This is a genomic window from Pseudomonas sp. URIL14HWK12:I6, assembly GCF_000514195.1.
GTDB classification, from domain to species: domain Bacteria; phylum Pseudomonadota; class Gammaproteobacteria; order Pseudomonadales; family Pseudomonadaceae; genus Aquipseudomonas; species Aquipseudomonas putida_A.
This window is the reverse complement of sequence record NZ_AZVL01000026.1, coordinates 22,378-35,153: the sequence shown is the minus strand read 5'-3', so window position 1 is coordinate 35,153 and position 12,776 is coordinate 22,378. Positions and strand designations below refer to the sequence as shown.

General features: G+C 61.4%; 8 protein-coding genes. 5 read left to right on the top strand and 3 right to left on the bottom strand.

The window, feature by feature from the left end; translation table 11 throughout:
• Positions 1–81 precede the first annotated feature (81 nt).
• Together H043_RS0124150 and H043_RS0124145 are read right to left on the bottom strand one after the other, a co-directional pair.
• A complete protein-coding gene (locus H043_RS0124150) occupies positions 82–1,674 on the bottom strand; it encodes a DHA2 family efflux MFS transporter permease subunit (RefSeq protein WP_027614016.1) in 1,593 nt (530 codons plus the stop codon).
• Positions 1,671–2,792, bottom strand: a complete 1,122-nt coding sequence (locus H043_RS0124145) for an HlyD family secretion protein (protein WP_027614015.1) — start codon at positions 2,790–2,792, stop codon at positions 1,671–1,673. Before H043_RS0124145 ends, H043_RS0124150 begins: the two co-directional genes overlap by 4 nt.
• Positions 2,793–3,135: 343 nt before the next feature.
• Here H043_RS0124145 and H043_RS0124140 point away from each other — a divergent pair, with 343 nt between their 5' ends.
• The 3 genes from H043_RS0124140 to H043_RS0124130 all read left to right on the top strand — a co-directional run bounded on the left by H043_RS0124140 (position 3,136) and on the right by H043_RS0124130 (position 10,160).
• Positions 3,136–4,863 (top strand): ShlB/FhaC/HecB family hemolysin secretion/activation protein, encoded by a 1,728-nt coding sequence (locus tag H043_RS0124140; protein WP_027614014.1) that lies wholly within the window; start codon positions 3,136–3,138, stop codon positions 4,861–4,863.
• Between the two features lie 113 nt (positions 4,864–4,976).
• Complete coding sequence (locus H043_RS0124135; RefSeq protein ID WP_027614013.1) at positions 4,977–9,446, top strand: hemagglutinin repeat-containing protein; 4,470 nt, start codon at positions 4,977–4,979, stop codon at positions 9,444–9,446.
• 333 nt (positions 9,447–9,779) lie between these two features.
• Positions 9,780–10,160 (top strand): hypothetical protein, encoded by a 381-nt coding sequence (locus H043_RS0124130; protein WP_027614012.1) that lies wholly within the window; start codon positions 9,780–9,782, stop codon positions 10,158–10,160.
• A gap of 174 nt (positions 10,161–10,334) precedes the next feature.
• Here H043_RS0124130 and nhaA read toward each other — a convergent pair whose 3' ends face one another.
• Complete coding sequence (gene nhaA, locus H043_RS0124125; RefSeq protein WP_049827947.1) at positions 10,335–11,543, bottom strand: Na+/H+ antiporter NhaA; 1,209 nt, start codon at positions 11,541–11,543, stop codon at positions 10,335–10,337.
• A gap of 224 nt (positions 11,544–11,767) precedes the next feature.
• Here nhaA and H043_RS0124120 point away from each other — a divergent pair, with 224 nt between their 5' ends.
• Positions 11,768–12,145, top strand: a complete 378-nt coding sequence (locus H043_RS0124120; RefSeq protein WP_027614010.1) for a c-type cytochrome — start codon at positions 11,768–11,770, stop codon at positions 12,143–12,145.
• 94 nt (positions 12,146–12,239) lie between these two features.
• Complete coding sequence (locus H043_RS0124115; protein WP_003223490.1) at positions 12,240–12,740, top strand: sigma-70 family RNA polymerase sigma factor; 501 nt, start codon at positions 12,240–12,242, stop codon at positions 12,738–12,740.
• The last annotated feature ends 36 nt before the right edge of the window (positions 12,741–12,776 follow it).

Genomic DNA, 12,776 nt, shown 5'->3' with positions numbered 1-12,776 from the left:
CCGTTCAACATTAATGTTGAATGAACTGGCGCCATCGCGAGCAGGCTCACTCCTACAGGGGGCATGCATTGCAGATCTGGATCAATGCCCATCCGCACTCGGCGCGGCCGGTGGTTGTACCTTGCGCATCAAGGGCACCATCGCCGTGGCGATGATGAAGCACAGCATGATCATCAAAAAGGTGTCGCCGTAGGTCTGGGTCTGCGCCTCGCGGTAGGTCAGCAGCCACAGTTGACGCAGGCCTGCGGTGACGCCGACGTCACCACTCTGACCCAGTGTCGCCAGATTGCCACCGACCTGCGCCAGCCACTGATTCATCGCCTCGTTGCTGCTGTTCAAATGCTCGGCCAAGCGGGTGAAGTGCAGGTTGGTGCGGTCATTGAGAATGGTCGCGCACGCGGCAATGCCGATGGCTCCGCCCAGATTGCGCATCAGGTTGAATAGCCCCGAAGCGTGCTTCAAGCGTGCCGGTGCCAAACCTCCCAGAGTCAGTGTCACTGCCGGCGGCACCGCCAGTTGCTGGGCGATCCCGCGCAGCGCTTGCGGTAGCATCAACTGGCCGGAACCCCAGTCGTGGGTGATCGGACTGAACTCCCACATCGACACGGCAAACAAGCCCAGGCCGATCATCATGATCCAGCGCAGATCCATGCGATTGGCGAGAAAGGCGTACAGCGGAATCGCCATGATCTGGAACACCCCAGTGGAAAAAACCGCCAGACCAATGTCCAGCGCGCTGTAGCCACGCACCCGTCCAAGAAACAGCGGAGTCAGGTAAATCGTTGCGAACAGACCGATCCCGGTGACAAAGGAAAAGAAACAGCCCAGGGCAAAATTGCGATCCTTGAGCGCGCGCAGATCGACGATCGGATTGGCCACGTGCAAGGTGCGTCCGATGAAGGCCAGACCCGCCAGACCGCTGATCCATGCCGTGGTCAGAATCGTTTGATCGCTGAACCAGTTCCAGCGCGGGCCTTCTTCGAGGGTGTATTCCAGGCAGCCGAGAAACAGCGCGAGAAACACCATGCTCAGGTAGTCCGCGCCCTTGAGCAGCGCCAGCTCCGGCTGGTCGATTTTCACCAGCATCGGCACGGCCACCGCAACGAAAATTCCCGGCACCAGGTTGATGTAGAACAGCCAGTGCCATGAGGAAATGTCGGTGATCCAGCCGCCGATCACCGGCCCCAAGGTCGGCGCCAGCGACGCCACCGCACCGATGGTTGCGGCGGCGATCACCCGTTGTTTGCCGGTGAAGAAAAAGAACGCGGTGGTGAACACCAGCGGAATCATCGAACCGCCGAGAAAGCCTTGCAGCGCACGAAAGGCGATCATGCTCTGGATGTTCCAGGCCACGCCGCAGAGCAGGCTGGCCAGGGTGAAACCGACGGCCGAGGCGCAGAACAGCCAGCGTGTGGAGAACACCCGCGACAGCCAGCCCGACAGCGGGATCACGATGATTTCGGCGATCAGATAACTGGTCTGCACCCACGCGGTTTCATCGGTGCCGGCCGAGAGCCCACCGCCGATATCGCGCAACGACGCCGAGACAATCTGGATGTCCAGCAGCGCAATGAACATGCCGATGCACATCGTGGCGAAGGCGAAGACCTTGGTCGCGGTGGCCATGTCGGCGGCATTGAACGGTTGCGCCGGGGCGGTGAGGGCGGTGCTCATGGCGCGACGGCCACGGCGCTGGTTTCGGCTTGTGCGCGGGTGTCGACTTCAGCGGTCACCGACAGCCCCGGCCGCAGATGCCCGAGCACGCCGTCGGCCGGATCGAGCAGGATTCGCACCGGCACTCGCTGGACGATTTTGGTGAAGTTACCGGTGGCGTTCTCCGGCGGCAGCACGCTGAATTGCGAGCCGGTGGCGGGGGCGAGGCTGTCGAGGCGGCCATGGAATTCCTGGCCGGAGAGTACGTCGGCGCGGATGCTCACCCGTTGCCCGGGTTTCATCCGCGCCAGTTGGTCTTCTTTGAAATTGGCATCTACCCACAGACCGCTGGCCGGTACCACCGACAACTGTTGCGACCCGGCCTGGGCATAGGCGCCGACCCGTGCGCGACGGTTGCCGATCACGCCATCGACCGGCGCGCGCAGTTCGGTGTAGCCGAGATTCAATTGCGCCAGATCACGCTCGGCGCGGGCTTGTTGCAGGGCGGCGCGGGCCTGTTGTTTCTGGGTGTCGATCACCGCCAGTTGGCGCTGGGCGGCGAGCAATTCAGCCTGGGCGCGAGCGCTCAGGGCTTGCGCGGTCTTGAACGTCGCGTCGGCACGCTGGGCACTTTCCACCGACACGGCATTGGTGCTCACCAGACGTTTGTAGCGCGCATTGTCATCCCGCGAGCGGGCGGTTTCGGCACCGGCGGCATCGATGCCGGCGCGGGCCTGGCCGATCACCGCTTGCTGCAGTTGTTCAGTGGCGTCGAGGTTGGCCAGCAGCGCCTCCTCGGCGGAAACGGCGCCCTCGGCTTTGGCGAGGCTGGCGCGATAGTCACGTGCGTCGAGGCGGATCAGCACCTCACCGGCCTTCACCAATTGGTTGTCGCTGACCAGCACTTCTTCGATGTAACCGGCGACCTTCGGCCCGATCACCGTGACGTCGCCACCGATGTAGGCATCGTCGGTCTCTTCAAGAAATCGCCCGGTGCCCCACCAGTGCGCGGCATACATGCCGACCACGACCAGCGCGACCAGGCCAGAGCCGGTCAGCAGCAGGCGTTTGCGCAGTGGCGGCTTGGCGGAGGTGACCGGGGCAGACAGGTCTGGCTCAACGGTTGGCATGCTGGTCATGGCGTAATACCTGCGGAAACGGGCTGTTATTACGGCTGTAATATGACGCAAGTAATATTTTGTGGCAATTATGTTTTTGTGCCGATCGTCAGTTGCTTACCCGGCCTCGGGGTTTGGAGCGGTTTCGACAAACGACAGCGCCCGTAATACGGGGGCAAATCTTCGAGAACTCGATGAAAGCCCTCGGGGAACCCCTGAGGCGGTGACGTTGAACGCAGTAAAATCAAATGTTTAAGAAATGTAAGCGTTGTAGGAAGCGTCTTGCATTTGTGTAGGAAGGCTCTGACTATCACTCGCATTGATGAGGTGGCATTACGCTACTTTATGATTGCAAGGATGTTGCGTGCCGTATTTGCTTTGCGCTGTTTTCCGTCGTCGTTCCACGCTTTGCCCGCTGTTGTCGGCCTTTGTGTTGAGTGTGTGTGCCTCCTCGATTCAAGCGGCTGATCCTGTTGTGCCGGGCCAGGAAGTGCTGCGCCAGCAGCAACAGCAACAGCGCGATCTGCAACAACTGCAGATGGAACAACGCAAGCGCCAACTGGAGCGCGGTGCGTTCGGTCCTGCGCCCGCCACCCCAGTGCTCCCGCAGACCGTCACCCCCGATGAACGCTGCTGGCCGCTAAGCGGCACGCGCATTGGTGGCGTCACGCTGATCGACAGCGCCAAGCTCAACGCCCGGATCAAACCGCTGCTGGCGCCGTGCATGGGCGTCGGCCAGATCAACCATCTGCTGGCGACCATCACCGCGGCCTACGTCGAGCAGGGCTACATCGCCAGCCGCCCGTACCTGTTGAGCGCGCCAGCGGCGGGGCAGTCGCTGGACATCATGATCGACGAGGGCTACATCGAGTCCATCGAGCTGGCCGATCAGAGCCTGCCCGTTTCGCTGGGTGGCGCGTTCCCGCACATGCTCGGCCAGCCGCTGAACCTGCGCGATCTGGAGCAGGGTCTGGATCAGTTGAACCGTTTGCGCTCGATTGACCTGACCGCCGACATCGCCCCCGGCAGCCAGCCCGGCGCGTCGCGAATCATCCTGAGCTCGCGCACTTCCGGGCAGTCGCGCTGGGCGTTGGGCCTGGGCATGGACAACCTTGGCAGCGCCAGCACCGGGCGTGATCGCGACAGCGTCAGCCTGAGCTTCGACAGCCCGCTGCAACTCAACGATCTGTTGAGCCTCAGTGCCAGCGACACGTTGAATCAGGGCGACCGCTACAGTCGCAACGCCAGCCTGTATTACGCGATTCCCTACGGCTACTGGACCTACAGCGCATTCGCCAGCCACGCCGAATATCGCGCGCCGTTCAAACTGCCCAGCGCGACCTTGTACAGCACCGGCATCACCGATCAACTGAGCCTGCGCGCCGACCGCGTGTTGTGGCGCGACCAGAGTCGCCAGCTCAGCGCCAACCTGCAACTGGCGCACAAAGACGTCGACAGCTATCTGGAAAATGTCCGTCTGGGCATTCAAAGCCCGACCCTGACCGTGGCCGAAGCCGGACTCAATCTGTTCTGGCTCGACCGTGCGGTGTGGAACCTCGACTTCACTTACTCGCAAGGCCTGCGCTGGCTGGGCGCCGATGACGACGCCAATCACGCGGTCAGCAACCTGCCCAAAGCGCAGTTTCGCAAGTACCGCGCCGGCCTCAGCCAGTGGCGCAACGGCCAGTTCGGCGCGCAAGCGTGGCAGTGGCAGAGTCAGCTCAATCTGCAATACAGCCCCGACCCGTTACCGGCCATCGAACAGTTGCTCGGCACCGATGATTCGGCGGTGCGCGGCTATCGGGTCAGCAGCGCATCCGGGGCCAGCGGCGCGATCTGGCGCAACACCTTGCGTCTGCCGCTGCGCAGCGATTGGCCGGTGCAGATCACCCCGCGCGTGGGCCTGGACAACGGCTGGCTCAAGGCCGACCACGGCGCCCAGGGCCAGCGCCTGAGCGGCGCCAGCGTCGGGCTGAATCTGGGCTGGAAGAATCTGCAAGTGGACGTCGATTACCAACGCGCCCTCAACACCCCCAGCGGTTTGCAGCACGAGCCGGAGACCTGGCTGATGCGCGTGGGGTTGCAGATATGAGCACCAGCGAGACTCATCAAGCAGTGAACAAACAGCCGTCGGATCTGAGCGCGACAGCCACGGCCAAGACCAAATCGCGTGCCGTGATGCCGTACTTACATGGAGACGTTTTTATGCCAGCACACACCTTTGCATTCCATCTTTCTCCTCGGGGCAAACTGCGCTGGGCGATCGCCAGCCTGTTCTTCGCCGTGCACCTGCCCAGCGCCATCGCCGGCGGTGTGGTGGTCGCTCCCGGCCCCGGCGGCACCGCGCAATTGCAGACGCAGGGCGGCGTGCCCATCGTCAATATCGTCGCGCCCAACGGCTCGGGCCTGTCGCACAACCAGTTCCTCGACTACAACGTCGACCGTCAGGGTCTGGTGCTGAACAACGCCTTGCAGGCCGGGCAATCGCAGCTCGCCGGGCAACTGGCAGCCAACCCGCAACTGCAGGGCCAAGCGGCGAGCGTGATCCTCAACGAGGTGATCAGCCGCAACCCTTCGGCGATCAACGGCGCCCAGGAAATCTTCGGCCGCGCGGCCGATTATGTGCTGGCCAACCCCAACGGCATTTCGGTGAACGGCGGCAGTTTCATCAACACGCCTAACGCCAGTCTGCTGGTCGGTCGTCCGGAATTGAACGACGGCAAACTGCAAGCCTTGAACACCCGCGACGCCAGCGGTCAGTTGCAGATCCAGAGTGGCGGCCTGCGTAACGCCGAGGGTTCGGTCAATCTGATCGCCCCGCGTATCGACAGCCAGGGCCGCATCGATGCCCGCGATCAGTTGAACCTCACCGTCGGGCGCAATCAGGTCGATTACGCCAGCGGTCAGGTCAAAGCCGTGGACCCGGCGGGCAACACCAAAGATCAACGCATTGACGCCAGCCTGTTCGGTGCGATGCAGGCCGGGCGCATCAACATCGTCAGCACCGCCGAAGGCGCGGGCGTGCGTGTGGGGGCGGTGCAAGTGGCCGGGCGTGACGGGGTGCAGATCCGTTCGGCTGGCGATCTCAGCGTCAGCGGTGAAGCCATCCCCAACAGCCTCGAAGTGACGCGTGCCAGCATCCGCAGCAGTCAGGGTGATGTCGGCCTGCACAGCGGCAACGACCTGACGCTGGCCGCCACCGATGTCAGTGGTCGCGACGTCAACGTCAATGCCAAGCGCAACCTGACCCTGAGCACCGTCGAAAGCCGCAAGCTTCAGCAGACGCGAGAAAACTGGAGCAACAGCACCATCGGCATCACCTGGGAAACCTACGACCGGACCCAGACCGACAGTGAAACTCGCCAGCACGGCAGCCAGATCGTCGCCACTCGTGACGCCAAATTGTCCTCCGGCAAAGACAACGAACTCAAAGCGGCCAAGGTCGAAGCGGCGAAAAATCTCGATGTGCAGAGCAGCGGCGATCTGCGCCTGAGTGCGGCCACCGAAAGCCACACCCAGACCGATCAGGGCAACCATCGCAAGCATCTATGGAAGGCCGACTGGAACAACAGCAGCGAAGAGCAGCGCAGCATCGGCAGCCAGCTGAAGGGCGGCAATATCGCTTTGCAGACCGCCGCGTTGCTGCGCGCCGAAGGTGCCGAACTGAACAGCACCGGCGATGTGAAACTGGCGGGCAAGCAAGTGGACGTCACCACGGCCACGCGCACCAGTCGCAGTAATAACAACAGTTACTCCGGCGACCTGGTTGGCGGCGGATTCTTCGGCAAGACCGGTGATGCCGACAAGGGCCAGACCCGGCATCAGGGCAGCAAAATCAATGCGGCCGGCAAACTGATCGTCAAGGCTGACGACGTGCGCATCAGCGGCAGCCAGGTCCGTGGCGGCACCGAGGCCAGCGTGATCAGCGATCAGGGTTCGCTGGTGATCGACGGCGTGCAGGACACCTCGCACAGCAACAACCACGACAAGGACAGCAAGTTCTTCGGTATCACCAAGGACGAGTCGCGGCAGAACGCCAAAGACAGCACCACGCTGCGTAGCGAGCTGGTTTCCGACAGCAACCTCAAGCTCAAAAGCGCCAAGGACATCGAAGTGGCCGGCTCTACGGTCAAAGCTGGTGGCGTGCTGACGGCGGACGCAGCGGGTGATGTGAACGTGCATTCCACGCAGAACACCCACGACAGCAGCTCGACCACCGAGACCCGTGGCTTCGATGCCTACGCCAAAGAGCAAACGCCGGAGCAATACCGCGCCGGGGTGCACTACGAAGACAAGCAGCAGACAGTCACCCGCAACGACGTCAACCAGCAAGGTTCGAGCCTCAGCGGCGGTAGCGTGCAGGTGAAGGCCGGCGGCGATCTGACGATCAAGGGCGGTGAAGTCAAATCCACTGCTGGCGACACTACGCTGAGCGGCAAGAATGTGTCGTTGCTGGCCGAACAGGACAGCCTCAAAACCTCGACCGACACCTCCAGCACCGGCGGTGGTTTTTACTACACCGGTGGCCTCGATCGTGCCGGCAGTGGCGTCGATTTTGCCCACAGCACCACGCAAGACAGCAGCAGCAAAACCACCGCGCAAACCACCAATGTGCAAAGCAGCGGCAGCCTGAACATCAATGCCGACAAACTGCTGACCGAAGGCGCGCAGGTCAAGGCTGGCAACGGTCTGAACGTCGCGGCCAACGAGGTCGACAACCGCGCGGCGAGCAACACCGAAAGCAGTACGCACAACCAGAGCAACTGGTCGGCGGACATCGGCGCTAACGTCGAGTACAAGGACATCGCCCGCCCGATTGCCGGTGCGGTCAAGGATGTGCTCAACGGCAAGGTGCCGGACAAGGAAGCCCTGAGCAATCTCGGCCAGCCGAACGTCGGCCTCGACGTGGCGATCGGTCACGGCAGCGCCGACCAGACCGAGCAGAGCAGCAACGCTGTGGTCAGCCGTTTCGACGGCGGCAGTGTCGACGTGAAAACCGCCGGCACCCTGCACGACCAGGGCACCCAGTACAGTGCGAGCAACGGCATGGTCAACATCAGCGCTGACAAACTGGTTGCCGATGCCGCGAGCAACACTCACAGCAGCACCGATAACTCGGTGGACGCCAAGGTCGACGTGCGCGTCTACACCAAGACCGGCGAGGACGTGAACGTCGCCGGCAGCGGCGCGGGTGGCAACAGCTACAGCAGCAAGGACAGCAGCACGGCGGTGGTCGGCGGCTATGCCGGCAGCCAAGGCGTGAACATCAAGGTGGGCGGTGACGCGCAGTTCGCCGGCAGCCGTTTCGACGGCGGGCAGGGCGGTGTGAGCATCAAGACTGGCGGCGATCTGGCGCTGAATCAGGCAAACGACCGTCAGAGCAGCAGCGACTCCAGCCTGCGCGGCAACGGCTCGCTGACGGTCGGCACCTTGCCGGGCACCGACGGCACCAACGTCGACCTCGGCGCTGGCTTCCAGCTTGACCACACCGGCAAGCAGACCAATGACACCCAGGCTCACGTGGCGAGCATCAGCGGCAACGGCCCGGTGCAACTGAGCAGCGGTGGCAATCAGGTTCAGCAAGGCACCAAGATCGACAGCGTCGGCGCCATCGATTTGCACGCTGACGGCAAGCTTGATCTGCAAGCGGCCACCGATACGCACACCGCGACCGGCAGCAATCTTGGCGGCGGTTTGAAGGGGGGCGGCAGCAAATCCAGCAGCGAGAAAAGTCGCGATCAGGGCGGTAATCTGAGCGGCAACTTCAACATCGGCCGCATCAACGAAAACTCGCAAACCCTGACCGGTGGCCAGCTCAACAGCCAGAGCCAAATCGCCTTGAGCGGTGACGCGGTGCACCTGCAAGGCACGCAAGTCAGCGCGCCGAACGTCAGCATCGATGCGCAGAAGGGCGGTTTGGTTCAGGAATCGGCGCAGTCCACCGAGAGCCGCAACAACTGGAACGTCGCGCTGAATGCCGGCGGCAACCTGAGCAGCAAGACCCCGACCGCAGCCGATGAAAAGGCCAGCAGTGACCACGGCTTCAACGCCGGGGCCAAGGTCGGCGTCGATTACCTGCAAGGCACCACCCAGCAGAAAAGCCAGATCAAGGCTGACAGCGTGGTACTCAATAGCGCAGGCGATGCACAACTGTCTGGCGCGCGGATCGACGCGAACACTGTCGGCGGCAAGGTTGCCGGTAATCTGACCGTCGAAAGCCGTCAGAACTCGAAGACGCAGGCCAAGGTCGATGTTGATCTGGGCCTGACCGCGAAGAAAAATCCACCGAGCGACAAGGAAAAGCTCGCCGGCACCGACTATAAACCGACGCTGAAAGCGCAGGGCGAATACGCGCACAAGGACAGCGTCGCGCAGGCGTCCGGCATCAGTGGCAATCAGGGCGTGAATCTTGCGGTGGGCGGCGCAACGCAGCTGACTGGCGCGCGGATTTCATCGCCTGAGGGCAAGGTGGATCTGGGCGGTTCGAAGGTCAGTAGCAGCGATCTGGTCAACCGTGAATATGGGGTGAAAGCCGGACTGGACCTGCCGCAGAAAACCGAGGAGAACGCACTGAAGGTGTCGTTCGATAACGGCAATCTGAAAGTCGGTCCGGTGACCCTGAGCGGCAATCTGGACAGCCAGACCCTACAGGCCGGGATCGACGAAAAAGGCTGAGCAGCAACGCTGTAAAAACTGCGGGCTTGCTCGCGAAGGCGTCAGTTCAGTCAGCCAAGCTGTCGACTGAACCAGCGCCTTCGCGAGCAAGCTCGCTCGTTTTGATCTGTCGCATTACCGCGAAGATAGTCGCTGCGCAACCATCGCATGCAAATACGCAGGTCGAATATATATATATCAAAAATGAATATTCGGCATAGCGAAGAGTTTTAAAAAACTGTCATTTATAACAGTTGTGAGAGTTTCCTTGAAAACTGAAGATCAGGTTCCGGTACTTCAAACCACATTGGTTTTATCCCGGCCTTCATCAAGTCATTTCAAGGAGCTGCAAAAATGAGCGATATCACATTTCCGGATGCAAAAGACGGCGTCATCAATTGCCGTTCGAATCCAATGGGCGGTGTAAGGGTTAAAGTGAGGCTGTTGCCAGACACGCAGATCGGGGCCGTATTGAAACTGAACTGGCAGGGATATACCGATCGAGCGGGCGAGCAACCCATTGTCGGTACCGAGACTTCGCTCAAGCACGCTATCACTTCGGAGGACATCTCCGAGGGTGTTGTAATAACAGTTGGTGATTGGTCAACGCATATCAAGCCTATTAAAGATGGATCGGCCCGTGCTACCTATGCAATCAATGGTGGCGAGGTGGGGGATGCACTGGTCCAGGTAAGATTGTTAAATGCTGCAGGGCAGTCATGCGACGAAGTTTGAGGTGCAAAAAGGCTGATTTGCACAGTGAAGCGGGATCTGTTGCGGGCGCAACGTCTTGAGGTGACTGAAGGATCCAGAACCATCGGGGCGCAACAGTTCCGGATCGCGTAGCTCGGTTGCAATCGCCTCAGTCCCAGTCAACGCGAGTTGACCGGGACTGCTTGCCGCAGAGGGTCAGCTCGAAGCCTTCGCCTTACCCGCATTCATCAGCACGACCACCGCCAGCAGCGCCGACAGGATCGAACCCAGCAACACCCCAACTTTCACCGAATCGACCAGATGCGGCGCGCCCGGGAACGCCAGCGCGCCAATGAACAGGCTCATGGTGAAGCCGATCCCGCAAAGCAGGGCGACGCCATACAGCTGCAGCCAGCTCGCGCCTTGCGGCAGTTGTGCCAGACCACTGCGAATCGCCAGGGCGCCGAGGCCGAGGATGCCGATCTGCTTGCCGAACAACAGGCCCAGCGCCACGCCCAGTGGTACCGGCTCAAGCAGATTGCTCGGAGAAATGCCGGTCAGCGACACACCCGCGTTGGCGAAGCCGAAAATCGGCACCACGGCGAACGCCACCCACGGATGCATTTTTTCTTCGAGGTACAGCAGCGGCGAGTTGTGCTCGTCTTCGGGATTTCCCAGCGGAATGCACAGGGCCAGAATCACCCCGGCGAGGGTCGCGTGGATCCCCGATTGCAGCATGAAGAACCACAGGAAGGCGCCGGCGATCAGGTATGGCCAAAGCTTTCTGACACCGCAGCGGTTGAGGATTACCAGCAGTGCAATCACCGCCAACGAGGCCAGCAGCATGCTCACCGACAGGCCGCTGGTGTAGAAAATCGCGATGATCACCACTGCGCCCAGGTCATCGAGGATGGCCAGCGCCGAGAGGAAGATTTTCAACGACACGGGCACTCGTTTGCCCAGCAGCGACAGCACGCCCAAGGCGAAAGCAATGTCGGTGGCGGCGGGGATCGCCCAACCGCTCAGGGTTTGCGGATTGCCCCAATTGATCGCGACGTAGATCAGGGCCGGGACCAGCATCCCGCCCAGCGCGGCGAAGCCCGGCAGCGCGCGCTGACCCCAGGTCGACAACTGACCGGCGAGCATTTCGCGCTTGATCTCCAGGCCCACCAGCATGAAGAAGATCGCCATCAGGCCATCATTCACCCAATGCTCGATCGACAGACCGGCGATCTTGATGTGCAAGGTCGAGAAATACGTGGCCGCCCAAGGCGAGTTGGCGACCAGCAGCGCGGCCAGGGCAGCGGCCATCAGAATCAGGCCACCGGCGGATTCGGCAGCGAAAAAACGCGAGAGAAAGGCCAGGGCAGAAGGCGACTCCTGGCGGGCAGGGGCAGTCTGCAGGCGTGACGGATCGTGGCTCATAGGCACAGCAACTCCGCGCGGCGGCCCGACCTGCGCTGAATTAAACCTGCCCTGCCGCGTTGTTGCGGTGGCACCCGGGCGGCATTTTACACAATAGGCGGGACGGCTGCGAAAAACTCGACGACGTGGGTCGCTGCCCGGCAATTTCTCGATACGTGGAAATTGGCTTCCTGATGTGTGCTTAGCTGTGCGCCGTCCGTTTCAGCCTCTGACCCTTTATAAAAATGAAAACAACCCTCGTCGCCTTATTCGCTTTGTTATCAGTCATTCAGACCTCCCTGTCCGTGGCAGAAAATGCCAACGGCAAAAATCTTTATGTCCAGCGCTGTGCTGTGTGCCACGGCGCCGATATCAAGGCAACCGGGCCATTGGCCAATAAAAGCAATCCGCCAACGCCTGACCTGACAACAGCCACCTTCAAGAAACGCCTTAAGGATTATCCGGGCGTCATCGTGTCCTCGATCATCCTTCGTCCCAATGGAAACCTGATTCCAAAAACCTTGCAGGACAACGGCGTGAAGATCGCGCCGCACGCCTGGAGCGTTCAGGATTTTCGCGATCTGCATCAATACATGAGTGAGGTGATTGCAAAAGCACGATGACCTGGAGATGAACGGCGGATCGGGTCTCCAAGGAATGAATTGCCGGCCTTAATAGGAAGCATTACTATTCACGCCCTTTCCACAGCACGCTGTCATGAACCCCATGCTGCCCCGCAGACCCGGCTTTTTCGAGCATTACGAAGAGTTGATCGGCACCTGGACCCGGCGTCTGCGCAATCGCGCGCAGGCCGAGGATCTGGCGCACGACACCTTTGTGCGGGTGCTCGAATCCGATTCGGCAGCGGTGCAGCAGCCACGGGCGTATCTGCACCAGACCGCACGCAATATTGCGGTCGACGGTTATCGGCGTGAGGACCGACGGGAAGCCATGGAGTCGCAGGCGATCGATCACAGTGTGTCGTCCACCGGCGACCCGGAGCATTACATGCAGGCGATCCAGCTGGCCGACTCCATCGAACGGGCGCTGCAGGAACTGCCGCTCAACTGCCGGAAGATTTTCGTCTGGCAGAAGATCGAAGGGCTGACCCAGGCGGAAATCGCCGAACGCCTGGGGCTGTCGAGGAACATGGTCGAAAAGTATATGATCCGCACCCTGCGCCACTTGCGCGATCGCCTCGACGGCATGCAGTCATGAGCGGCCGCCGCTTTTCATCTTCAGCCCGACAGGACA